We start from the raw sequence: 23,730 nt of genomic DNA on the forward strand, positions 1-23,730 counted from the left end.
CTTAATACCCCTTTGCTCGTTCGATGTGGTGCTTCATATTTTCTTTTATTTCATCCATACGGTCTCCACCAAATTTCTCGACAATAGCTTTGGCAATTTCCCATGCGACAACCGCTTCCGCTACAACCGCCGCTGCTGGAACTGCACAACTGTCGGAACGCTCGATACTAGCTTCAAATGGTTCTTTCGTATCAATGTCAACACTTCGTAATGGCTTATAAAGGGTCGGAATTGGTTTCATGACACCATGAACCACAATTGGCATACCAGTTGTCATTCCACCTTCAAAACCACCAAGATTGTTAGAAAGACGTGTATACCCTTTTTCTTTATCCCACACAATTTCATCGTGTACTTGGCTACCTGGTTTGTACGCAGCTTCAAAACCAATCCCAAACTCTACTCCTTTGAAGGCATTAATACTTAACATCGCTTGTGCAATTTTCCCATCCAATTTTTGATCATATAGCGTATAACTACCTAGTCCTTGTGGAACTCCTTCTACTACAACTTCCACAATTCCACCGATGGAATCACCGTCTAATTTCGCTTGATCAATCGCATCCATCATTTTTTGTTCTACCAATTTATCAAAACAACGAACCGGTGATTGTTCTGTTGTCTCTTTTAATTCTTTCATCGAATTATAAGGAAGATTTCTTGCATCAATTCCGCCAATGGTTTTCACATAGCCTACTACTTCAATTCCAAGTTCTTTTAATACTTTTTTCGCAACAGCCCCTGCAGCTACTCGAACAGTCGTTTCACGTGCAGATGAACGTTCTAAAACATTTCGCATATCGCGATGACCATACTTAATTGCTCCTACTAAATCAGCATGACCAGGACGAGGACGTGTAATCGTTCGTTTCATATCATCTTGTTCTTCTTCTGATACCGGAAGAGCCCCCATAATTTTTGTCCAATGTTTAAAATCATCATTTTGAACAACTAACGTAATGGGAGAGCCGAGTGTTTTCCCATGACGAACACCACTTAAAATTTGCACGGTATCTTTTTCAATTTGCATTCGTCTTCCCCGTCCATGTCCTTTTTGACGACGTGCTAAATCTTCATTTATATCTTCAGGCAACAATGTAAGTTGCGCTGGAATTCCATCTAAAATTGTTGTTAACTGCGGTCCATGTGATTCCCCTGCTGTTAAGTAACGCATAGCTGTTTCCTCCTTCATCTCTTTAAAGCATTTATGTACTAAATATCATACCATAACCTTTGCTTTTTTGTAATATTGATTTTTCGAAAAATTTGCTCATATGTTAATAGAAAGAAATGGCTTATCAAATCGATAAACCATTATAACGAGCGAACTTTTCGATAAAAAAATGTATCAATAATTTCAAATCCATATTTTTGCGGATTAAAAATTTGTTCCGTACTCCCTACAAAAAATACGCCTCCAACTTTTAAAGCCTGATTAAATTTGCGATATAAAATGTCTTTCGCGTCATCCGTAAAATAAATCATCACATTCCGACAAACAATTAAATCAAAACCTTGATCATATCGATCAGCTAGTAAATTCTGTTCTCGAAATGTAACGGTACGCTTTATGTCATCACTAATTTGATAAGAAATACCGTCTTTATGAAAATATTTCTGCACCATTTCTTTTGGAACTTCTTGTAAAGAACGTGCTGTATATACGCCCGCTTTTGCTCGTTCAATCACTGTTTTATCTAAATCTGTTGCCAGTACCTTAATTTTAGACATCGGTAAAAACTTTGATAATATCATCGCAATAGTATACGGTTCTTCTCCTGTCGAGCAAGCTGCACTCCATATTTTTAATGTACGATTAGACTGTAACATTTCAGGTAAAATTTTATTCTCCAACACATCCCATCGGTTTTTATTCCGATAAAATTCAGAAACATTAATCGTCATTCGCTCTAAAAACTCATCGAATAATACTTGATCTTTGCTCATCGCTACATAAAATTCCTGAAAATTTTTATATCCTTTTTTTTCATATAGTGAAATAAGGCGCCGTTTCATTTGGGCTTCTTTATATTGAGAAAGGTCAATACCTGTCTTCCTGTTTATATTCTCGATAAATTGTTCATAATCATGAGTTTCCATTGTACTACTCCCTTTCTACATACTTCTTTCCTTTTTACCATATTTTCGTATTTTAATCAACGAAAAATAGGAAAGACACAAGTAGAAATGCAAAAAAAAAATCAGTATCAAAGATACTGATTTTTACAATTAATAAATCCAGTTGTTGATTAATTTATCGTAGTCTAACATTTCTTCTTCTTTGAAGAATAATGCAATTTCACGTGTAGCACTTTCAGGTGAATCTGAACCGTGGATAATATTTTTACCAACTGTTACACCGAAATCACCACGAATTGTTGCTGGATCTGCATAACGAGGATCAGTCGCACCCATCATTTGACGAGCTGTTGCAATAACGTTTTCACCTTCCCAAACCATTGCAAAAACTGGACCTGATGTAATGAAGTCCACTAATTCACCAAAAAATGGACGTTCTTTATGTTCTGCATAGTGATTTTCAGCTAAACTATGAGAAATAACCATTAATTTTCCGCCCACCATTTTAAATCCTTTTTGTTCAAAACGACGAACGATTTCTCCGATTAATCCACGTTGTACTCCGTCTGGTTTTACCATTAAAAATGTTTTTTCCATTTTGTTCCCTCAATTCTTTATGTATTTTTTACGATTGAACCGATTGCATTCACTTGCGAGAAGTCAAATGTATATATCGGATATGTTACACGTATTTCCCCCCTATTTTCCTTGCTATTTTCTCATGTCGTCATCAGGGGTCCATAACCGAGTAATCTGCGATAAATTTTATCAAATTTCTGCTTATGAAGCAACAGTGTTAATACTTTCTTGTCCCAATATATTTAGCGATTTCGAATAACGATTGTTTTGCATCAATATCAGGTAGTATTTCTAATGCATCAAATGCACGTTTTAAATAACGTTTACTACATTGATCGGCATATTCAATTCCACCTGATCGACGAATGAGCGTCAAAATTTCTTCTATTGCTTCTTCCTTTAATTGTGATTCTTTCGTAATTTGATCTACTTTTTCACGAACAAGTGGATCTTGAATTGCATATAATGCTGGTAACGTTAAATTCCCTTGTAACAAATCACTACCAGCTGGTTTCCCTAATTGTTTTTCCGTTCCAGTAAAATCGAGAATATCATCGGTTATTTGAAACGACATTCCTACGTTATAACCAAAACGATACAGGGCCCATGCGTATTTTTCTTTCACATTTGTCGAAAGCGCACCTAAATGACAACTTACTGCAATAAGAAGAGCTGTTTTTCGTTTAATTCTTTTTAAATAATGATATAAATGCTGGTCCCAATTGTATTGATCGCGAATTTGTTCAATTTCTCCAATGGTCATTTCTCGAATCGCCCGTGATAAAATTTGATGGCCTTTTTCTTGTTGTAAATCAGTAATAACCGACAAAGCGCGGGCAAGAATATAGTCACCTGTATACATTGCAATTCGGTTGTCCCATTTTGCTTTAATCGTTTTACGTCCCCTCCGCATTTCGGCATCGTCAATGACGTCATCGTGCACTAAGGAAGCCATATGAATTAACTCTAATGGAACGGCTACTTTTTTTATTTCTTCGATGTTGTAGTCACCAAATTTTCCAGCTAACAATACAAAGACAGGACGAATCCTCTTCCCACCCGCTTTTAATAAATGAAGGGATGCTTGTTTTAACACAGGTTGCTTCGCTTGTAATGATTGTTCTAGTTCTTTCTCAACTTTTTGAATGTCATTGCTTAAATTTGAATAAATGTCTCTTAGTTTCATCATTTCCACCTTAACTCACGAAAAATGGCATTTCTCCTTTTGACCCCAAAATATGTAATGAGGTCACTTTCTTCGGCAACAATCCTAAATCATAGGCTAAAGAATAATAATAGTGTAACCCTTTTTGTTGTGCTTGGTCAAAGTCATAATGAAGACCTGCAAAATAACGCTCCCAAAACGAGCGATCGCCACCCAAAGATGTTTCGATTTGTTGAATCATTGGATTAAACTGTTCTTTTATGCAACGATTTTTGCTGGCGATGATTTGTTCGTATAAATTTTTTACTAATTGGCTTTCATCCTTCACAACTTCATTGCGTATCGCAAATACAGCATATGTCATTGGATAACCAGTATGTTGATACCATAAATCTCCTAAATCATACCGATAAATCGATGATGGTTGGTTCCATTTCATCTGAATTGCATCATCCCCAATTAATAAGCAGGCATCATGATGCTTCATCATTTCATGATAATTTGGTGTCATCACATCATACGAAGGCTCTAACGATAAAAATGTTTGTAAAATGATTTTTAATAATGCTACACTCGTTGCGGAACTAGATGTTAACGCAATTTTTTTGCCATTCAATTGAGAAATAGGCACTTTTGAAAACAAAAAAATCGAGCCAACACTACCGTAAGATGCTACGGATACATTCGGCAACAACTGAAATTTCTCAAAGTTTTTGCCGTATGCAAAAGACGAAATACCGCCAAAATCGATCGAACCTTCCTCTATTTTTTTATTTAACACTGCAGGAATTTGTGGAATAAATGTCACACCATTTTTTTCTAATAGTTTTCGATCTAAATAATAAAACATAGGCAATATATTCGTATATGAAATTTCACCAATTCGAATACTCACCTTTCTCCCCCCCAACGGGTATATAAGTCATTTTTTATACCTAATGAGTCCATTACTTTTCCAACTAAGAATTGAACAATATCATCAATTGTTTGTGGGCGATGATAAAATCCTGGCATTGCAGGAATAATTGTCCCTCCAGCTAACATAAGCCGTTTCATATTTTCAAGATGATTTAAATTAAATGGTGTTTCTCGAGGAACAACAATTAATTTTCTTCCTTCTTTTAATGTTACATCCGCCGCACGTTCTAATACATTACTTGAAATTCCATTTGCAATTTTTGCGAGCGTTCCCATTGAACAAGGAATAATAATCATCCCATCACAAATATATGATCCACTTGCAATAGGGGCCTTAAAGTCGCGCAATGAATGGATGGCTAATAAGTCCTCTTGTACTTTCAGCTTTTCGTTAATTAGTTGCTGACGGTCGCTAGTATCCCAACCTAATTCTTCTCTAAAAACTTGAAAACTTGCCTCTGTTAACAACAAATGCACAAAGTGCCCTTGTTTTTGTAGTTCTTGCACAAGGCGTACTCCATAAACAGCACCAGAAGCTCCTGTAATCCCAACTACAAATTTTTTCATAATAACAAGTCTCCTATCGAAAAAATGAACATAACCATACTGAGTGTTCCATTCATCGTAAAAAAGGCCACATCTACTTTCGATAAATCATCTGGTTTTACAATAGCATGTTCATAAATCATAATGATGCCGGAGATAATTACCCCGGTTAAGTAAAGATAACTTAATTCGGAAACGGTAAAAAATAAAGCAATAAAAGCAGCAAAACTTACCACATGCATCATTTTTGCCATGATTAATGCCTTTTTTAAGCCAAAATAACTCGGAATAGAATACAAGCCTTCTCCTTTGTCATAATCCGCGTCTTGCGTAGCATAAATAACATCAAAACCAGCAATCCAAAACATAACCGCAATAAATAATAAAAATGCATTAAGATTTAAAGAACCGGTAGTTGCTACCCATCCTCCTAGAGGAGCTAGTCCAATTGCAATACCTAAAACTAAATGACAAGCCCATGTAAACCTTTTCGTATACGAATAAATTACTAAAAAGAAAACCGCAATCGGAAGTAATTTAACTGCTAACATATTCAATTGATACGCAGCGTAAAATAAAAGTACAAAAGATACAAGGATAAAAAAGTATACTTCCGTCTTTTTCAGTAAACCAGCTGGAATCGCTCGATTTACTGTTCGCGGATTTTTTTTATCAATTTGTGCATCAATGACACGATTCAAAGACATCGCTGCACTTCTGGCACCTACCATTGCCACTGTAACCCAAACCCATTCGTGTAAAGTAGGCCATGTCCCCTCTACTGAAATACTTCCTAGGATGGCACCTAAAAAAGCAAATGGTAATGCAAAAATGGTATGCTCAAATTTAATCATTTCTAAAATGATTTTGACTTTCCTTAACACATTAACGTCTCCACTTCTTTTTATTTATTAGGTTTTGTCCCCATATGCATCGCAGCAACGCCACCTGTATATGGTTTCACAACTACATCGACCAGCCCAGTTTGTTCAAACATTTTTTCTAGCTCTTTTTGTCCAGGGAAATCTTTTGCTGACTCTTGTAGCCATGAATACTCGTCGTAACTTTTTGCAAAAATCTTTCCTAAAACAGGCATAATATAACTAAAATAGGCATAGTAAAATTGTCGAAATACCGGCATCGTTGGTTGACTTGTTTCTAAACAAATGACTTTTCCACCAGGTTTTACAACTCGCGTCATTTCTCTTAACACTTGCATGTAATCAGGGACATTTCGTAATCCAAAACCTATAGTAACAAAGTCAAACGTATTATCATCAAAAGGAAGCTCCATTGCATTTCCATGAAGTAATGTTACTTGGCTTAAACCAAGCTCTTCAATTTTTTCATCGCCTACTTTTAACATATTTTCACTAAAGTCAAGCCCGTACACTTTCCCAGATTTCCCGACTGCATCAGCTAAGGCAATGGTCCAATCTGCTGTTCCACAACACACATCTAGTGCTTGTTGACCAGGCTGTACGTTCATTCGTTTCATCGTATCTTTTCGCCATGATTTATGGCGTTGAAAACTAATAACAGAATTCATAAAATCATAACGATTGTAAATCGTTTCAAAAACATGATGTACACGTTCTTCTTTTGATTGTTTCATTGATTCCCCTTTTTTCATATCCATCCATCTTTCATGAGATTTTTTTCGTGAAAACTTCGATACGTTGTTTTATTTCTTCTGTCACTGGAAGCGTAGAAATTTTTTCTTTCGAGCGTTTTAATACAGTTGCCATTGCTTCTATCATTTGATTATTTTGTTTTTCTTTCATTTGTGAATCCACCGAGCGTTTTTTTAACTCTCGCTTAGTAAAAAGAACCGGTAACAAACTGTGAAATAATAAAGAAAATTGGCCATTTAATAGCGATTGTTCTTCGACAACATATCGTTTTAAAAAGAAAAATTCTTTAATCAGTGTTTCTTCCACTCCGCATGCATAATGCTTTGCAAATGCAGTGACTAAATTCGTTTCTACTGTTTTGAACGATTCTATTAGCTCTTCTATTGATTGATAATCTTGATTATATAGTTTCATTTTTTCTTCATTAATTTCTTCAATAGCAATTGCTAGTAATTTTATCGTAGAAATTTCCCCTATTTTCGCCAATATATAATAATATAAACTACTACAATAATCCCCAGACAAAACTGTCAACTGACGATTTTTTCGCATTTGATCATTGTACATATCGCCTTCTGAAACAAAATCGTGTGTATCGAGTGCAGATTGAACAAACATAGTTGCTTCAATGTATGCTCTCTCTTGTTTTTCTTCGACAGAATGTTGACGAAAGATATGTTGTAAAAACATAATTTTATCCTCATCCACTTTTGCTAAAGTAGCATATTTTCCCACAAATGGATGCCTCATCGTTTGCAGTAAAGAATTCATGATTATTTCGTTATTATCCATTGCTAAATCTCTGTCCATCTCACTCGTTCCTTCCGTACATTTACTAATCTTCACACATTATATCACAAATAAAGAAAACGTAACAAAGACCAAATGTAACATCTCAAAATAAAAAGCAGGAAATCCTGCTTTTTACTCACTGTCTATTTGACCATGTTTCGTCAAAATCGTTGCTTTCCCACGAATTTTAACTGCGGATGTATGTTCTGTAAACTGCGCAATCATTACTTCGCCTTTATCTAATTTCTCAGAATGATGAAGTTTCGTTTCTGTTCCGCGAGTTAAACCAAATACGTTTACCCCATTTTCATTTGCCTTAATGACAACAAACTCATTAACTCCTTGTTCTTTTTGAGACATGACTTTCACTCCATTTTTATTATATTATTTGATGAGCGCTAACACTTCTCTACGTTTTTCTTCCTCTTCTTTAAAAACCCCTCGAACTGCTGTAGTAACAGTTACTGCTCCGGGTTTTTTAATACCACGCATTGTCATACACATATGCTCTGCTTCTACTACAACCATCGCACCATGTGGTGATAAATTTTCCATAATTGCATCTGCTACATCTGCTGTAATACGTTCTTGTAATTGTGGTCTTTTTGCAATGGTATCAACTGTACGAGCTAGCTTACTTAGCCCTGTCACCTTACCACCTTTTGGAATATATGCCACATGAGCCTTTCCAAAGAACGGAACTAAGTGATGCTCACACATTGAGAAAAATGGAATATCTTTTACTAATACTAATTCTTCATGTTCTTCACTAAAAACTGTTTTTAAATGCTCACTTGCATCTTCATTTAATCCAGAAAATACTTCCGCGTACATTTTTGCAACGCGTTTTGGTGTATCTTGCAATCCTTCCCGATCTGTATCTTCACCAATAGCATCTAAAATAAGTTTAACTGCTTCTTCAATCTGTTTGTAATTAACTGCAGCCAATCATTTCTCCCCCATTCGAGTATCTATCTGTTCATCTATTTCAAAGTATCAAGAAAATAGTAGCATAAACAGACATCGAAACGCAAAAAAGAAGAGCTACAAATGCGCTCTTCTTTTTTTGCCCTATGTATTAAACTATTTTACATTTTTTCCCTAGGGCTTATCGTATTATTTTACAGCATCTTTAAGGGCTTTTCCTGGTTTGAATGCAGGAACTTTGCTTTCTGGAATTTCAATTTCTTCCCCAGTTTGAGGGTTACGTCCTTTACGCGCAGAACGAGTACGTACCTCAAAGTTACCAAAACCGATTAATTGAACTTTATCGCCATCTTTTAATGCTCCTGTGATTGTATCAAAAACAGCTTCTACTGCTTTTGTAGCATCTTTTTTAGATAGTTCAGTTGCTTCTGCAACAGCGTTAATTAATTCTGTCTTATTCATTTAATTCACCTCCTCCAAAAAGAAACGAATAAGTTGACGTCTAAGTTGGTGACAAGCCTTATATTAAACGAAAACTATCGATAATTCAATATTTTTCATCATGAAACATAATGTTTTTTCACGTTTCCTCTCATTTTTTTAAAAAAAGAAAAATCCCTCTGTAAAAAAGAGGGATTTTTTATAAGATAATTGCAATTAATCCACCGCTACCTTCATTAATAATTCGCTGTAGTGTTTCTTGTAACTTGTAACGAGCATTTTCTGGCATTAAAGATAATTTTGCTTGAATACCTTCCCGAACAATGGAACTTAACGAACGTCCAAAAATATCCGACTTCCATATCGATAATGGATCATCCTCAAAATCTTGCATTAAGTATCGAACTAACTCTTCACTTTGCTTTTCCGTTCCAATGATTGGAGCAAATTCACTTTCAACATCTACTTTAATCATATGGATAGAAGGAGCTACTGCCTTTAATCGCACCCCAAAACGAGGACCTTGGCGAATAATTTCTGGTTCATCTAAACTCATATCTACTAATGCTGGTGCCGCTACGCCATATCCAGTTTGCTTCACCATTTTTAGTGCATCTGCCACTTGATCATATTCTCTTTTAGCATGGGAAAAATCTTTCATTAATTTTAACAATTGATCTCGTCCACGAATTTCTTCTCCAACAATTTCTTTTAAAATTTCGTCATATAAGTGTTCAGGTGCATATAAATTAATTTCAGCTGTTCCTTGCCCCATATTCATACCCGCTAACGTAGCATGACTAATATGATCAAAATCACTAAACTGCTCGACGATATGATGCACATCTCGCAATCGTTTAATATCTTTTACTGTTTCTTTAATTGCCTCTTGATAACTTTTCCGTAACCAATGGTGCTCATCTAGTACCATCACCCAACTTGGTAAATTAACATTTACCTCTAATACAGGGAATTCAAACAATACTTCTTTCAATACATTATGAATATCATGTTCATTCATGCTTTCTACACTCATAGCAAGAACTGGAATATCATATTTTTCTTCTAATTCTTCGCGTAAAAGAACCGTTTCATTACGATTCGGTTGAGCACTATTAATAACTAAAATAAATGGCTTTCCAACTTCTTTTAACTCATCTATGACTCGTTCTTCCGCTTCAATGTAATTATAACGATTAATTTCCCCAATCGTTCCATCGCTAGTAATCACCACACCGAGCGTAGAATGTTCTTGGATTACTTTTCTTGTTCCGATTTCAGCAGCTTCATGAAATGGAATTGGTTCTTCATACCAAGGTGTGTGAATCATTCTTGGTCCATTTTCATCTTCATATCCTTTTGCTCCTTCCACTGCATATCCAACACAATCCACTAAGCGAATATTTACTTCTAATCCTTCCTCCACTTGAACACTCGTTGCTTTATTTGGAACAAATTTTGGCTCTGTTGTCATAATTGTTTTTCCAGCTGCACTTTGAGGTAATTCATCTTGCATACGAATTCGTTCCTGCTCGTCTTTAATTGTCGGCAGCACTAATTGTTCCATAAAACGTTTAATAAAAGTTGATTTTCCTGTCCTCACTGCTCCAACGACCCCTAAATATATATCCCCACCCGTTCGTTCTGCAATGTCCTTAAACAGATCGACTTTTTCCAAAATGTTCCCTCCTTAACATATCTACTTTATCCCACATGAGGCAGTATGTTTTTTTACCTACCTTTTTTATGCGTACAAAACATACAAAAATGGCGCTGTCTTCACCACTATTACTAATTGCACGTTACAAGTAAGAATATGTCATTCTCCTCGTCCTTTATTGTGGGATAAAGAAATCTTCCATCCTTGAACCGTGATGGATGGTTACTTGCACGTATCCACCCTTTACCTTCAAAACGACAGCACTTTTTGCCATTACCCTTTTATAAACGTAAGTGTAACCATTCAGATGGTGAAGAGCGTATCATCGCATTCTAAAGGTTTCACTTTATTACAATGTATATGTATGATGTTGTCCGATATGTTTATGACAATAATTCAAAGTTCTTTTCTATTTTTTTTCTTATTCATCACAACTAAACCGTTCCAAAAAAAAGTTGGCATCGAGCTCCTTATTTAAGGATAGGGAATTATATCTAAGCATCCGTTGTAAAAAAAGAAATTCCTGTTTTGTGTAAAGAAAAGACCACCTGTCAAACAGGTGATCTTTTCTTTACAATTGTTATGATACAGCAATCATTATTTAAAACACTTTTTATTTTTCTTCTATCAATATCAGCTCCCCATTTTTCACCACACATTGCTTTGAATACACTGGCACAAACGGAGAATTTTCAACTAAGTAAGGACGAATATCTTCCCCTTCTTGTATTTGATTTTCTTTTATAATCTCATATAAATCCATCCTATAATCAATAAAAACTTTTCCTTCTTTATCAATCATAAGCGGTAAATTTTTTTTAGAATAGGGACTAATCACATGTGGTTCTTCTTTTAAACCTAATTTTTTATAATCTAACGTAAATACACCATCTGGGAGTACGTCTTTATATGGAGGATATCCATGTTCTCTTTTATAGACATCTAGCCGCACTTGTAACTTTTGCACTTCGCCCACATTTTCCAATTGGATTAATTTCACTTCTGGGTTGGTTTCAGGATTAATTAATACATATTGATAAATACCCCCACCTTCAAATGAATTCGCTGGTGGTTCTTCCATATACTTTGGAACCAACTTTTGAAAATCAACCGGATACTTTTCATAAATAGGTGTATTTGCTTCTTTATTTTTAATCGGCAAAACACCAGTATTTTCCTGGTACTGATTCACAGCTGTTTGAACAAGTTGTAATTGTGTTTCATAGGGAATTTGCTTTTGTGCTTTTTGATCATCGGGAAATAAGCAGCCCGTCAATAACGTACTAATCATCATCATAAATACTAAAAGTCCAATTTTTTTCACCGTCTATCTCTCCTTACTTCACTGATGAATAATCAAAAACAATTAAAATCATAATAACAAAAGAAACAGCCATAAATAAGTAAGCAATAATCGTTCCAATCCATCTTGGAACGCCTTGTAATTTTTCTCTTGTAAAATAAATAATAACCGACGCTAAAACCATTAATAGAATTCCAATTAAAGAAATGGTCATTTTTAAAAGTCCTGGTGTCATGATATAATCCTCCAATATTAATCCTTTTATAGTTGTTTACCTCTCGTTATCGAGTCAAAAATCCTACATAAATGAAAGATTTCTTTATAATCATATAATTACTTTGCTTATTTCGCAATCACAAAGAAAAAAGCTGGGGTATCCCCCAGCAAAACTAACTTATTCCTTGTCAATCCCCTTTACTCATCACCTTATTTTATGAGAGAACGTTTTTTCGTGTATAGATTAATACCTATTGTTATCCATTTGATTTGAACATATCCATTAAACTAGATAAATCATTCGGAACGTGATTATTGACAATGGCATTAACGATCTCATCCTCTTTTTCTTTTTCAATTGGAATTTGTACTAATTGAGATAATTGTTGAACAAGACTTCGAACCGTTTGCTCATCTTGAAAATTTGCTCCTTTTAAAGAATCAGCAATTTGAAAGATGTCAAATGGATTAAGCTTTGTTTTATTATTTATTTCGTTAAACAAATGATTTGGCTCTTTCACATACATGCCTCCTTTACACTCCATTATCCATACTATTGTATGTAAAGGAGAGAACATGGTGCCTTATTGATGTAAAAACGTTGGATCGTATAAATTTTCCATCTCACTTTTTTTCATTCTGGTCATTAAATCATCCACTGCTTGTTTGGGATTTTTATTCAAAAATAACACTTCATATATTTCTTGTGTAATCGGCATATCGACATGATGATTTTCGGACAATTGATACGCTGCTTTCGTTGTTCGTACACCTTCAACGACCATGCCAACTGATTCTAATACTGATTCTAACTTTTCGCCTTTGCCTAACGCAAAACCAGCTCGGTAATTTCGGCTATGGACACTCGTACACGTTACAATTAAATCACCTAAGCCTGTTAACCCTGCAAATGTAATCGGATTAGCACCAAGTTTTGTTCCCAAGCGTGTAATTTCAGCTAACCCCCGCGTAATTAAAGCTGCTTTTGCATTGTCACCGTACCCTAATCCATCGCTAATTCCTGCACCTAATGCAATAATATTTTTTAATGCTCCACCTAATTCAACACCAATTACATCTGGATTCGTGTAGACACGAAAGCGGTTATTCATAAATAAATCTTGTACACATTCTGCATTTTTACTATTTCTTGAAGAAGCCGTAATCGTAGTTGGAAGTCTTCTGCTGACTTCCTCTGCATGGCTAGGACCTGATAAAACAACAATATCTTCTCGCTTTTCCTCTGGAATTTCTTCTGCTATCATTTCAGATACCCGTTTTAACGTATCAGGTTCAATTCCTTTTGTAACGTGTGTAATGAAGACTTTATGATTGATAAAAGGAACCATTGCTTTCGCACACGCTCGAATTGCTTTTGTTGGAACTGCTAAAAGAATGACATCTGCTCCCTTTACTGCATTTTCTAATGAAGTGGTGGCCTTTAAAGAAGCTGGAAACACGATTCCTGGATTATATTTTTCGTTCGTATGATGGTTATTTAATTCCTCTACTTGCTCTTTTCTTCTTGACCAAATATGTACTTCGTGTCCATTGTCGCATAATACAAGCGCTAACGCACTCCCCCAACTACCAGCACCGATACATGCTATCTTTTTCAAATTTCATACACCCCTTAATCTTTTTTCTTCGATAATTTATTTTCCGTTCCATTCCATAAACGTTGAATATTAGTACGATGTCTCCAAAAGGAGATAAGAGTAACGATCATTGCTAAATAAAAATAAGGGTCTGGTACATTTTTTGAAAAACCTGCAAAAATAGTTGTAAAAGCCATAAATAAAAGTGCTCCAAGTGACACATAACGGGTAAGAACAATCGTTAAAATCGCAATTATACCGGCATAAAGTGCAGGAAAAAACATCAGCATTGCTAAAACACCAATCGTCGTAGCTACGCCTTTTCCCCCACGAAATCCATAATAAATCGGCCAATTATGACCAATAATGGCAGCCAATCCACACAGTGCAATCACCCATTCATCCCCAGAAAACGTTACTCCTAATAAAACAGCAATGATTCCTTTGGAAACATCTAATAAGAGAACGGTGATGGCAGGACCCACACCTAAAACGCGTAACGTATTTGTTGCCCCGGCATTCCCGCTTCCCATTTTTCGAATATCTACTTTTTTAAATTTTTTAGTTAATATATAGCTAAAACTAATTGCTCCGATTAAATAACTAATGATAACTAATAAAACGTCCGTAGTACTCGCCTCCTATTCACTTTTCTTTCTTGCAAAGATTTTAATAGGTGTTCCTTTAAAACCAAATGCTTTACGAATCGTATTTTCAATAAAGCGTTCGTATGAAAAATGAAATAATTCTGTATCGTTGACAAAAATAATAAATGTTGGGGGGGCAACCGCAACTTGAGTAGCATAATTTACTTTCAAACGGCGTCCATATTTAGAAGGTGCAGGATTCATCGCTACTGCATCTAAAATAACATCATTTAGGATGTTCGTTTGAACGCGTAAATGATGATTTTCACTTACAAGGTTAATCATCGGATATAATTCTTTCAGCCGTTGTTTTGTTTTTGCTGAAACAAAAATAATCGGCGCATAATCTAAAAATAAAAATTCATCCCGAATTTTTCCTTCAAATTCCTTCATTGTTTTATCATTTTTTTTAATTGCATCCCATTTATTTACGACTATAATAATGGCGCGCCCTGCCTCATGTGCATATCCTGCAATACGTTTGTCTTGTTCACGAATACCTTCTTCTGCATTTAAGACTACTAAGACGACATCGCTACGTTCGATTGCCTTAAGTGCTCGAAGGACACTGTATTTTTCAACCGTTTCGTACACTTTTCCACGTTTTCTCATTCCTGCGGTATCAATGATGACATATTCTTGTCCGTCCTTTGTAAAACTACTATCAATTGCATCGCGAGTAGTTCCTTCAATATTAGACACAATCACCCGCTCTTCTCCTAAAATAGCATTCACTAATGAACTTTTCCCAACATTTGGTCTTCCGATAACAGAAAAACAAATCGTCTCATCGTCGTACTCTTCTTCCTCTTCTTCTGTAAAATGCGCAACGACTGCATCCAACAAATCACCAATCCCCATCCCATGAGAGCCAGATAATGGATATGGATCACCAAAGCCTAAAGCATAAAAATCATAAATATATTCTCGCATTTCAAAGTTATCAATTTTATTTACACCGAGTACAACTGGCTTTTTAGAGCGATAAAGCATAGATGCTACTTCCTCATCTGCCGCTGTTATTCCTTCTCTTCCATTTACCATAAAAATTATAACATCTGCCTCTTCTATCGCAATTTCTGCTTGTTGTCTCATTTGTTGTAAAAGCGGTGCATCTCCAATTTCGATTCCACCTGTATCAATAAGGTGGAACTCATGATTTAACCATTCTGCTTTACTATAAATTCGATCTCGGGTTACACCTGGTACATCTTCAACGATAGAGATTCGTTCTCCAACAATTCGATTGAAAATGGTGGATTTCCCAACATTCGGTCTTCCGACGATTGCTATGGTTGGTTTAGACATTTTCATCCTTCCTTTCTGTTTGCACGTTCTTCGAATATAAAAACCCTTCTCTGTCGAAGAAGGGATACATTCACCTTTGGCTAGTTTATCTTACCAAATATTAATTAAAAGAACAACTTCACACCAAAATAAAAACACGAAAAGCATCCCTTATAAAAAGGATGCTTTTCGTGTTGCAAATTTCTTCGTATCAATACCTCTTTCCGTTACCCAATGGTATGTTTCTCCTTTAATAATAACCGGAACCTTTTGAAGTTCTTTAATAGAAGTAACACCTAACGCACACATTATATAACGTAATTCTTCCTGCCAAGCTTTTACTAGTGTAATAGCTCCTTCTACCCCATCGTCCAATAAAGTTTGCAAAATAGGGCTAGCAATCGCGCATGTTGATGCACCTAACGCAATGGATTTAGCAACATCAAGACTTGTTTTTACCCCACCTGATGAAATAACGGATAAAAGAGGATACGTACTAATTGCTTCAATTAAACTTACTGGTGTCGTAATTCCCCATTCATTAAATACGGAAACAGGATTTACCCGTCGTTCATTTTCCACCTTTGCAAAATTAGTCCCACCAAAACCACCAATGTCTACAATCGAAACACCCACATTTACAAGTTTCCCAATAGCAGATGCGTCCATTCCAAAGCCTACTTCTTTTACAATAACCGGAACAGAAACACCTTTTACAATTGCTTCAATATTTTTTAATGTGTTCGAAAAATCACGGTCACCTTCTGGCATGACTAATTCTTGAATAACGTTTAAATGAATTTGAATCGCATTCGCCTCTAACATATTAATAGCTAACTTCGCTTGATCAACCGTCGCTTCGCTACCCAAATTAGCAAAAACAATACCAGTTGGATTGGTTTGTCGAACAATTCGATAACTTTCTTGTTCCATTTGGTCTTTTAATGCCGCCATTTGAGAACCGACGGCCATTGGAATATGGCATTCTTTTGCTACTTCTGACAATTGGCGATTAATCGCTAGTGTATGCTCGCCGCCACCGCCAGTCATCGCATTAATCATAATCGGTGAAGAAACAGAGATTTCTCCAATTATCGTTTGTAACGAAATATCATCTAATGATGTTTCAGGGATGCTTTGATGCAACAGAACAATATCTGAAAACGTACTGTTTTTCGTTTCCCTTGTACTAAGTGCGTATTTTATATGATCAATTTTTCGTTCTTTACGAGTCATTTTTTCACCGCAATTATTTTAATTTTTTTAATTGTTCTCCAATCATATCACCAATCGAAAATCCAGTTTGAATTTCTTCTTCTACAGGTACTTGTTTTGGTTGTGCTGGACTTTCTTTTTCTTCTTCAAGCGCACGAATACTTAATGAAATTCTTTTTTCTTCCGGATGTACTTCTAACACTTTTGCTTTCACTGTTTGACCTTCTTTTAATACTTCAGAAGGTGATTGTACATGTCGATTTGCTAACTGGGAAATATGCACTAATCCTTCTACTCCTGGCTTAATTTCTACGAAGGCACCGAAAGAAACGAGACGAGCGACTGTTCCTTCTACAATATCTCCTTGTTTTACTTCCGCACCAACTGTTTCCCAAGGACCAGGTTGTGTTTCTTTGATAGATAAAGATACTCGTTCGTTTTCAACATCTACTTTTAACACCTTCACTTGAACCGTGTCGCCTTCTTGCACGACTTCTTCTGGTTTTTCCACGTGGTAGTGTGCCATTTCAGAAATATGTACAAGTCCATCAATGCCACCAATATCAACAAATGCACCAAAGTCTGTTAATCGTTGTACTTTTCCTTCCGTTACTTGACCGACTTCAATGGCTTGTAATGTTTCTTTTTTGTTTTGTTCTGCTTTCTCATCTAGCACTGCACGATGAGATAAAATTACTCGATTTTTCTCTTGGTCTAATTCCACAACTTTTACTTGTAATGTTTTTCCTTTATAGTCATCAAAGCTTTCCACAAAATGTCGCTCTACTAATGATGCTGGAATAAAGCCTCGTACCCCTACATCTACCACTAAGCCACCATTAACGATATCTTTTACTTCGACTTCAATAATTTCTTTACTTGCAAACTTTTCTTGTAAATCTACCCATGCTTTTTTTGCTTCTACTCGTTTTTTTGAAAGAACGATTTGATTTTCTTCCACTTTTATTACTTCTAATTCTACTTCTTCATCAACAGAAACGACATCGCTTGCTTTTTCAACATGCAAACTAGAAAGTTCACTGATTGGAATAATACCTTCTACGTTATCTCCAATTTTAACGCAAACGCGTTTTTCTTCTACTTTTTCAATTTTACCTTTTACAATGTCCCCTACTTGAGGAGCATTTGCTTGTTCGAAATTCGTTTCTCCAACCATTTATACTACCTCCTTAAATCACCATAAAAATACGGTACGTCACAACTTACGAAAAACGGCACAACATATGCCCTTTTTTCTAACTTCTAACAAATGGAGTGATTTGTCAAGCAATAACACCTTTCTTATACATATCTTTACAATTCCTTAAAATTTATGTGTATCGTGAAGCCGAATGATCTCATCCATAATTTTTTTCGCCGCGTCTTTAGACGCTCCTCTTTTTTCTTTTAATTCAGATAAGTCGACAGGTTCCCCATATACTATTCTTACCCGTTTTTTGAATTTATATGTACTGATAATTGCACAAGGAATAACTGTTGCATCTGATTTTAAAGCAAAAAAACCGACACCCGATTGTGGCTCCCCAAATGAGCCATCCTTACTTCGATGACCCTCGGGGAATAACCCTAACACTTTTCCATCTTTTAATATTTGTAACCCTGCTCGCAATGCTTTTTTATCCCCTGCACCCCGACTAACAGGAAAAGCTCCAAAATCGGTTAATAAAGTGGATAAAACAGGGACTTTAAATAATTCTGCCTTTGCCATAAAATGAATTTTCTGAGGAAACGTAATCCCTAATAACGGAGGATCATAGTTCGAAATGTGATTCGCACACACAATGACTGGGCCATCTATATTTGTATGTTCTAAGCCAATGACTTCTACTTTAAAAAGGAAAGAATAAAGAGCTTTTACAGTTTTTTTAGATATATTGTAAAGAGCCAACCTTAACCAATCCTTTCATCCACAAGTTTTAAAATCTTTTTTACCACTTCATCAATTGTTAAATGAGTTGAATCTATTTCTACTGCATCCTCCGCTTTTTTTAGAGGGTCTATTTTTCGTTCAGAGTCCATTTTATCTCTTCTCGCAATTTCTTTTTCTAATTCTAAAAGATTTGGATGTTCTCCTTTTTCCTTTAAGTCTTCTAACCTTCTTCTTGCACGTTCAGAAACAGAAGCAACCATAAACACTTTAATATCTGCATTTGGCAAAACGTTTGTTGCGATATCACGTCCGTCCATTACAACGCCACCTTCTGTTGCCATTTGTCGTTGTAACTCAACCATTTCTTTTCGTACTTCTTTAATTTGCGCAACGATGGATACGTGATTAGAAACATTTTGTGTACGAATTACATCTGAAACATTTTTTCCGTCCACAAATACTTCTTGTGTATCATCTGCTTGTTTTAATTCAATCTTCGTTTGATGTAACATGCTTATAACTTCTTCTTCCCTATGCAGGTCTACATTTTTTTGTAAACATTTATATGTTAATGCGCGATACATAGCGCCTGTATCCACATATGTATAATTTAATTTTTTTGCTAAACGTTTTGCGATAGTGCTTTTTCCTGCTGCAGCAGGGCCGTCAATAGCAATCGTTAAACGATGGTTCATCGTAAATAACCTCCTTAAAATAATGACTTGATGCACTTAATGTTATCATACCCTCCTTTTTGTTTCTATTTGAAATATATAATCTTTTTTTCTTCGTTCTGTCTTATCGAGCGACTATCATAAAGAAATCTAACCATCAGTCGGAGTTTTCGTACTTCTCCCGCTGATGGTTATGTGCACTTATTACACTTTTATCAAAAAAGGGGGAGATGGCTCGTTCAACGACCAAGCTATAAGATGAAGACCGGAAGAAGCACTTTTTGCTCCTATATGTTTTTTTATTTATAGTGGAAGTCACTGGCCCCCACGTAGCTAGATTATTAAGATGAGCTCAGAGTTGGATTACTCCTACTGAAATAGATTCGAGCTATCTTAACAATTTGAAGTGTCAGTATTACTTCCCATTAATGAAAGATTAAATGTCGTCCTTTGGTTCTCCGTTTAGCTATACAAAGAAAAATATTCCATTTAACAATACAAGATGTGCTATAAGTAGCACATCTTGTATTGTTAAATGATCCCTTTTTTCTTCATTTTTAATTGATGTTGGAAACAGAAACGTATGAGTTCCTGTCGTACTTTCTCGTCAATATCGACAAATTCTAAAGATACTCGTTTTCGATTTTCTAATTCCTTTACTTCTGTGAGTCGGATTACTTTTGCTAATTGTTGATAATAGACTGGTTGATCACCCTTTTGGTAAATTGAAAAATAAAGATTTACTTCCCAATCAGGCTCCCATTTACACGTATCTGGAACTAATATCGACATCCCTCCACCACTTATGTCTTCTGAAACAGTCACAAATGGTTCAAACGGTTGATGAATAGGATGACAAGCGGTATTAACAGCCGTTTCCACTCGCACAAACTGTCTCCGTTGAATCCGCTCAATATCTTTTACTTCTGGGCGTGTTAATTCAATCATCGGAATTTCTTTATACACTCGTTTTGACACAGTTGTAAAAAAACGATACACTGCTTGATCAATAACCCCTACATACCAAGCGGTAAAAGGAGTATTTTCTAGTAAAAAAGTAACTTTACCTGTTTGTTGATTGATAGGATAATCAATATAAATACTTGTATCATTTAATTCCACAATACGGCTACGATACGTAATAATTTCATCATTATCATCAACTCTTTCCAAAAATAGTGGCATGCCGACTTGCATCATAAATAGTCCATCCCCTTATCTCGAATGATTCTCTATTATCATTATGACATGAGACAGAAAAAAGGGAAAGAAACATTATTTATTTTTAGTCAAAAAGTCATGTTTTTCTTTATTTTTTTCAAAAAATGACGATAAAATTAAAAAATACGGTAAAATAGCAGGAGATAGTAATAAGGGGGATACATTTTGAAAAAGCATGTATACATCATCTTTTTTATTACCCTATGTTTAATCGGGTGTACGCAAAAAGAAAAAACAGAATTACCAAAAAAAGAAAAGGTACAAAAAGAATCGATTGAACAAATTGTTTCGAACAATTGTTTAACATGTCACGGAACGAATAAAGTTGGTCCAGCTTTTACTGATATCGGCTCTCGTCTAACAGAAGAAGAAATACAGATTATCATTAAAAACGGGAACGGTGCAATGCCTGCCTTTTCAGACTCATTTGAACCAGAAACAGTAAAACAAATAGCTGCATATGTTGTTTCGCAATCCAGTAACTATTCACTTAACACAAATACTCCTCCTGAAAAACGTACTCCTTTAACAGGAAGAGATATCGTCCAACAAACTTGTACTGCTTGTCACGGTGGACAATTAGAAGGTGGAGTAGGACCTAATATTCAACATGCAACAGAAACATATAGTAACGAAGAATTGATGCATATTTTGATAAATGGAAAAGGTACAATGCCAGGTGGAATTGTCAATGAAGAAGAAGCACAAGAAATTATCACATATTTAAAGTTAGTACATGAGGAAACAAAAAATCAAGAATAAAGAAATCATCACAAAAGGTTTGATTAATCACAGCCAAACCTTTTGTGGCATTCTGTTACTACACTTTTTCATATTGTTTATCCATTTGCTTTAGCGGTTCTACTTTTTCTTCATGTCCCGTCTTGGCATTAATAAAAATTCGATACGTTTTATCTTCATATACACCGGTAAACTCATAACATAACACATCGTCTCCAAGTAAATTCGTCATCACGACTAAGTCCTCACTTTGAATATCCACTTGTTTATTTACTTTTTCTAATGCTTGTTCTTTCGTTAACACTGGTGTTAATGAAGGTTGTGGAGCATTTATACTCATTAAGTAACTTTTTGCATCAAAACCGATAATTTCCCCATTATCTAATGCTACTTTGATATTAATCATTTGTGGAATAATCCGAACGTTTTGTTGTTTTTTTACAAATGTAAATAATCCTATTGAGTCATATTGAATTGTTTCTTGGATGACAAAATCAGAAAATCCCTTTTGCTTTAAAAATTGTTGGGCTCGTACTTGTGCATCATAAAGCGAAAGTTGCACTTTCTCCATCGGACGTTCATGAAGCATCCAAACGATATGCCCACCTTTTTTTGTAATATCAAATAAGTATTCTCCTTTTCCTCCATTCGGTATCGTCACAGAGTAAAAAGGAAACTGTGCGCCTTTTTTATTTTTGATCACTTTTGCATCTTCCGTACTTTTACCAATAAACGTTCCTGCTCGCTTCACCGCTTCTTGTTGATTAATATCAGGTCCGGAAATGGTTTTTAACCGCTTTTCTTCTTGTTTGGCACGAACCATTTGATCTGATTGAACATTTGTATTTTTATAATGCGTCACTTGATCATTTATTGTTTTAAAACCATCAATAATCGTATTGTCCTCTGGGCTTTCATTCGAAAGAAGCGCATTATCTACATCTACCCATCTCAATTGCTCTTGTAAAACTGTTGCTTGCATTTGCTTTATTTGCTCTTTCATGTTTTTTGATTGCTCATGTAACGACTTTAAATGGTTCATTTCGTCGTCAGTTAATGGCTTTTCTGACAAATCGCGTACAGCAACTTGATACGAAAAATCTCCAATTTCCGCTAAAAATTCCTCCGTTTGATTAATAGGTACCGCTGAAAGTGGCAATTCACTAATGTCATTTTGTGCTTGAAGCGATGTTTTCCACACTTTTACAAGTGACGGTGATAACTGTTCCCGTGAATTCATTACTAAAGTAGACGCAATTTGTTCTTCTAACTGATCCATTTGTCCCGCCAGCTGATGAAAAGCACGTTGATAATTATTTTCTGTTTGAATAGACAATGCAGTATTTTGTTGACGCTCTTGATACCCAAAATAAGAAACCCCGATTAAAGCAATAGCTAACACAACGATTAACGTATTTCGAATCATTTCTTTCACCTCATTTAATGACAGAAAATGTGATTACCAATGGTTTTAATTTGAGGACGTGTCCAAATCCAAGGGCTAGTGGCTGTATCTGGATTGAAATAATAAATCGCCCCTCCCGTTGGATCCCATCCATTCATCGCATCAATTACCGCTTTTCTTGATGTTTCATTTGGCTCTAACCAAATTTGTCCATCAGCTACTGCCGTAAATGCGCGTGGTTCAAAAATGACACCCGATACAGTGTCCGGAAATGCAGCATTTTCTAAACGATTTAAAATAACAGCAGCAACTGCAACTTGCCCAACATATGGTTCTCCTCTCGCTTCCCCATGAACAGCATTCGCAATTAAACGTATTTCATTGTTAGAGAAGCCACTTGGAGTATTAGATGCCTTTTTTATTCCTTTTGGAAGCGTTACTTCTCCACTAGCCCGAAGTAATTTTTGCTTCGTGCTGCTTCCGACTAAACCGTCAACAGGTAATCCAAAACGGTCTTGGAAATTACGGACCGCCCAATAAGTGGACCAACCATACACCCCATCAATTTCTCCCTTGTAATATCCTATTTTTTTAAGTCGTGTTTGTAATTCTGTCACATCAGTTCCCGTTGCTCCCCGCTGAATAACTTGATCAGAAAAAGCAAAGGTTGTGTGGTGACTTCCAATGAAAACAACAAGTAAAAAAAGAATAATCCAATGACAGATTGAACATTTTTTCCACATTTTTTGCCTCCTAAATTCGATCTTTACTTGTTATTGTCTGCTTGTTTT

The 23,730-nt window shown here is 35.6% G+C and carries 27 protein-coding genes; 1 reads left to right on the forward strand and 26 read right to left on the reverse strand.

The features are described 5' to 3' along the window. Position 1 precedes the first annotated feature (1 nt). The 24 genes from aroC to BN1372_RS07850 form a co-directional block, all read right to left on the reverse strand. The gene (aroC, locus tag BN1372_RS07735; RefSeq protein ID WP_062198260.1) at positions 2 to 1,174 is read right to left on the reverse strand and encodes a chorismate synthase; all 1,173 of its coding nucleotides are present in this window, start codon (positions 1,172 to 1,174) and stop codon (positions 2 to 4) included. 140 nt (positions 1,175 to 1,314) lie between these two features. Beyond that, on the reverse strand, positions 1,315 to 2,100 hold the full coding sequence (locus BN1372_RS07740; protein WP_062198261.1) for a CheR family methyltransferase: 786 nt from the start codon (positions 2,098 to 2,100) through the stop codon (positions 1,315 to 1,317). A 129-nt stretch (positions 2,101 to 2,229) separates the two neighbouring features. Then, complete coding sequence (ndk, locus tag BN1372_RS07745; protein WP_062198262.1) at positions 2,230 to 2,676, reverse strand: nucleoside-diphosphate kinase; 447 nt, start codon at positions 2,674 to 2,676, stop codon at positions 2,230 to 2,232. A 199-nt stretch (positions 2,677 to 2,875) separates the two neighbouring features. Continuing rightward, positions 2,876 to 3,844 carry a heptaprenyl diphosphate synthase component II gene (gene hepT, locus BN1372_RS07750; protein WP_062198263.1) on the reverse strand — a complete coding sequence of 323 codons (969 nt, stop codon included), beginning with the start codon at positions 3,842 to 3,844 and terminating at the stop codon, positions 2,876 to 2,878. Between the two features lie 10 nt (positions 3,845 to 3,854). After that, positions 3,855 to 4,718, reverse strand: coding sequence for a menaquinone biosynthesis protein (locus tag BN1372_RS07755; protein WP_062198264.1), 864 nt, complete (start codon positions 4,716 to 4,718; stop codon positions 3,855 to 3,857). Beyond that, the gene (locus BN1372_RS07760) at positions 4,715 to 5,308 is read right to left on the reverse strand and encodes a UbiX family flavin prenyltransferase (RefSeq protein WP_062198266.1); all 594 of its coding nucleotides are present in this window, start codon (positions 5,306 to 5,308) and stop codon (positions 4,715 to 4,717) included. Before BN1372_RS07760 ends, BN1372_RS07755 begins: the two co-directional genes overlap by 4 nt. Further along, positions 5,305 to 6,141, reverse strand: coding sequence for a UbiA-like polyprenyltransferase (locus tag BN1372_RS07765; RefSeq protein WP_062201187.1), 837 nt, complete (start codon positions 6,139 to 6,141; stop codon positions 5,305 to 5,307). Before BN1372_RS07765 ends, BN1372_RS07760 begins: the two co-directional genes overlap by 4 nt. Before the next feature lie 50 nt (positions 6,142 to 6,191). After that, entirely contained in the window at positions 6,192 to 6,902 is a 711-nt protein-coding gene (locus tag BN1372_RS07770; RefSeq protein ID WP_062201191.1) for a demethylmenaquinone methyltransferase, read from the reverse strand. Between the two features lie 31 nt (positions 6,903 to 6,933). Further along, a complete protein-coding gene (locus BN1372_RS07775) occupies positions 6,934 to 7,731 on the reverse strand; it encodes a heptaprenyl diphosphate synthase component 1 (protein WP_062198268.1) in 798 nt (265 codons plus the stop codon). Positions 7,732 to 7,845: 114 nt separating this feature from the next. Beyond that, on the reverse strand, positions 7,846 to 8,073 hold the full coding sequence (gene mtrB, locus BN1372_RS07780; RefSeq protein ID WP_062198270.1) for a trp RNA-binding attenuation protein MtrB: 228 nt from the start codon (positions 8,071 to 8,073) through the stop codon (positions 7,846 to 7,848). Positions 8,074 to 8,097: 24 nt separating this feature from the next. After that, on the reverse strand, positions 8,098 to 8,661 hold the full coding sequence (folE, locus tag BN1372_RS07785; protein ID WP_062198271.1) for a GTP cyclohydrolase I FolE: 564 nt from the start codon (positions 8,659 to 8,661) through the stop codon (positions 8,098 to 8,100). Between the two features lie 168 nt (positions 8,662 to 8,829). After that, entirely contained in the window at positions 8,830 to 9,102 is a 273-nt protein-coding gene (locus BN1372_RS07790; protein ID WP_062198273.1) for an HU family DNA-binding protein, read from the reverse strand. A gap of 178 nt (positions 9,103 to 9,280) precedes the next feature. Further along, on the reverse strand, positions 9,281 to 10,759 hold the full coding sequence (spoIVA, locus tag BN1372_RS07795) for a stage IV sporulation protein A (protein ID WP_062198275.1): 1,479 nt from the start codon (positions 10,757 to 10,759) through the stop codon (positions 9,281 to 9,283). A 595-nt stretch (positions 10,760 to 11,354) separates the two neighbouring features. Continuing rightward, positions 11,355 to 12,065: a hypothetical protein gene (locus BN1372_RS07800; protein ID WP_062198277.1), complete on the reverse strand. Its 711-nt coding sequence runs from the start codon at positions 12,063 to 12,065 to the stop codon at positions 11,355 to 11,357. 13 nt (positions 12,066 to 12,078) lie between these two features. After that, complete coding sequence (locus BN1372_RS07805) at positions 12,079 to 12,279, reverse strand: DUF2768 family protein (RefSeq protein WP_062198280.1); 201 nt, start codon at positions 12,277 to 12,279, stop codon at positions 12,079 to 12,081. A gap of 238 nt (positions 12,280 to 12,517) precedes the next feature. Continuing rightward, positions 12,518 to 12,781 carry a stage VI sporulation protein F gene (locus BN1372_RS07810; protein WP_230198812.1) on the reverse strand — a complete coding sequence of 88 codons (264 nt, stop codon included), beginning with the start codon at positions 12,779 to 12,781 and terminating at the stop codon, positions 12,518 to 12,520. Between the two features lie 63 nt (positions 12,782 to 12,844). Beyond that, positions 12,845 to 13,879: an NAD(P)H-dependent glycerol-3-phosphate dehydrogenase gene (locus BN1372_RS07815; RefSeq protein ID WP_062198284.1), complete on the reverse strand. Its 1,035-nt coding sequence runs from the start codon at positions 13,877 to 13,879 to the stop codon at positions 12,845 to 12,847. Between the two features lie 14 nt (positions 13,880 to 13,893). Then, entirely contained in the window at positions 13,894 to 14,469 is a 576-nt protein-coding gene (gene plsY / locus BN1372_RS07820) for a glycerol-3-phosphate 1-O-acyltransferase PlsY (protein WP_062198286.1), read from the reverse strand. A 30-nt stretch (positions 14,470 to 14,499) separates the two neighbouring features. Next, entirely contained in the window at positions 14,500 to 15,813 is a 1,314-nt protein-coding gene (der, locus tag BN1372_RS07825) for a ribosome biogenesis GTPase Der (protein ID WP_062198288.1), read from the reverse strand. A 150-nt stretch (positions 15,814 to 15,963) separates the two neighbouring features. After that, positions 15,964 to 17,028, reverse strand: a complete 1,065-nt coding sequence (gene fni / locus BN1372_RS07830) for a type 2 isopentenyl-diphosphate Delta-isomerase (protein WP_062198290.1) — start codon at positions 17,026 to 17,028, stop codon at positions 15,964 to 15,966. Between the two features lie 13 nt (positions 17,029 to 17,041). Then, positions 17,042 to 18,184 (reverse strand): 30S ribosomal protein S1, encoded by a 1,143-nt coding sequence (gene rpsA, locus BN1372_RS07835; protein ID WP_062198292.1) that lies wholly within the window; start codon positions 18,182 to 18,184, stop codon positions 17,042 to 17,044. Between the two features lie 147 nt (positions 18,185 to 18,331). Further along, a complete protein-coding gene (locus BN1372_RS07840) occupies positions 18,332 to 18,916 on the reverse strand; it encodes a lysophospholipid acyltransferase family protein (protein WP_062198294.1) in 585 nt (194 codons plus the stop codon). Between the two features lie 2 nt (positions 18,917 to 18,918). Continuing rightward, the gene (gene cmk, locus BN1372_RS07845) at positions 18,919 to 19,593 is read right to left on the reverse strand and encodes a (d)CMP kinase (RefSeq protein ID WP_062198295.1); all 675 of its coding nucleotides are present in this window, start codon (positions 19,591 to 19,593) and stop codon (positions 18,919 to 18,921) included. Between the two features lie 510 nt (positions 19,594 to 20,103). Continuing rightward, positions 20,104 to 20,772, reverse strand: coding sequence for a flagellar brake protein (locus BN1372_RS07850; RefSeq protein WP_062198297.1), 669 nt, complete (start codon positions 20,770 to 20,772; stop codon positions 20,104 to 20,106). A 186-nt stretch (positions 20,773 to 20,958) separates the two neighbouring features. Here BN1372_RS07850 and BN1372_RS15555 point away from each other — a divergent pair, with 186 nt between their 5' ends. Beyond that, positions 20,959 to 21,555, forward strand: coding sequence for a c-type cytochrome (locus BN1372_RS15555; RefSeq protein WP_062198299.1), 597 nt, complete (start codon positions 20,959 to 20,961; stop codon positions 21,553 to 21,555). A gap of 58 nt (positions 21,556 to 21,613) precedes the next feature. Here BN1372_RS15555 and ypeB read toward each other — a convergent pair whose 3' ends face one another. Next, a complete protein-coding gene (ypeB, locus tag BN1372_RS07860) occupies positions 21,614 to 22,960 on the reverse strand; it encodes a germination protein YpeB (protein WP_062198302.1) in 1,347 nt (448 codons plus the stop codon). A gap of 14 nt (positions 22,961 to 22,974) precedes the next feature. Then, a complete protein-coding gene (gene sleB, locus BN1372_RS07865; protein ID WP_062198303.1) occupies positions 22,975 to 23,682 on the reverse strand; it encodes a spore cortex-lytic enzyme in 708 nt (235 codons plus the stop codon). Positions 23,683 to 23,730: the final 48 nt, after the last annotated feature.

The sequence above is a fragment of the Massilibacterium senegalense genome (assembly GCF_001375675.1).
GTDB lineage: Bacteria > Bacillota > Bacilli > Bacillales > Massilibacteriaceae > Massilibacterium > Massilibacterium senegalense.

What these genes read in the sequence shown, in the direction of transcription:
- ypeB (WP_062198302.1), bottom strand. Translation starts at nt 22,960, where the DNA reads ATGATTCGAAATACGTTAATCGTTGTGTTAGCTATTGCTTTAATCGGG.
- mtrB (WP_062198270.1), bottom strand. Translation starts at nt 8,073, where the DNA reads ATGTCTCAAAAAGAACAAGGAGTTAATGAGTTTGTTGTCATTAAGGCA.
- rpsA (WP_062198292.1), bottom strand. Translation starts at nt 18,184, where the DNA reads ATGGTTGGAGAAACGAATTTCGAACAAGCAAATGCTCCTCAAGTAGGG.
- aroC (WP_062198260.1), bottom strand. Translation starts at nt 1,174, where the DNA reads ATGCGTTACTTAACAGCAGGGGAATCACATGGACCGCAGTTAACAACA.
- BN1372_RS07805 (WP_062198280.1), bottom strand. Translation starts at nt 12,279, where the DNA reads ATGACACCAGGACTTTTAAAAATGACCATTTCTTTAATTGGAATTCTA.
- BN1372_RS07760 (WP_062198266.1), bottom strand. Translation starts at nt 5,308, where the DNA reads ATGAAAAAATTTGTAGTTGGGATTACAGGAGCTTCTGGTGCTGTTTAT.
- fni (WP_062198290.1), bottom strand. Translation starts at nt 17,028, where the DNA reads ATGACTCGTAAAGAACGAAAAATTGATCATATAAAATACGCACTTAGT.
- sleB (WP_062198303.1), bottom strand. Translation starts at nt 23,682, where the DNA reads ATGTGGAAAAAATGTTCAATCTGTCATTGGATTATTCTTTTTTTACTT.
- BN1372_RS07765 (WP_062201187.1), bottom strand. Translation starts at nt 6,141, where the DNA reads ATGATTAAATTTGAGCATACCATTTTTGCATTACCATTTGCTTTTTTA.
- BN1372_RS07740 (WP_062198261.1), bottom strand. Translation starts at nt 2,100, where the DNA reads ATGGAAACTCATGATTATGAACAATTTATCGAGAATATAAACAGGAAG.
- BN1372_RS07775 (WP_062198268.1), bottom strand. Translation starts at nt 7,731, where the DNA reads ATGGACAGAGATTTAGCAATGGATAATAACGAAATAATCATGAATTCT.
- BN1372_RS07790 (WP_062198273.1), bottom strand. Translation starts at nt 9,102, where the DNA reads ATGAATAAGACAGAATTAATTAACGCTGTTGCAGAAGCAACTGAACTA.
- der (WP_062198288.1), bottom strand. Translation starts at nt 15,813, where the DNA reads ATGTCTAAACCAACCATAGCAATCGTCGGAAGACCGAATGTTGGGAAA.
- hepT (WP_062198263.1), bottom strand. Translation starts at nt 3,844, where the DNA reads ATGAAACTAAGAGACATTTATTCAAATTTAAGCAATGACATTCAAAAA.
- cmk (WP_062198295.1), bottom strand. Translation starts at nt 19,593, where the DNA reads ATGAACCATCGTTTAACGATTGCTATTGACGGCCCTGCTGCAGCAGGA.
- ndk (WP_062198262.1), bottom strand. Translation starts at nt 2,676, where the DNA reads ATGGAAAAAACATTTTTAATGGTAAAACCAGACGGAGTACAACGTGGA.
- BN1372_RS07770 (WP_062201191.1), bottom strand. Translation starts at nt 6,902, where the DNA reads ATGAAACAATCAAAAGAAGAACGTGTACATCATGTTTTTGAAACGATT.
- BN1372_RS07850 (WP_062198297.1), bottom strand. Translation starts at nt 20,772, where the DNA reads ATGATGCAAGTCGGCATGCCACTATTTTTGGAAAGAGTTGATGATAAT.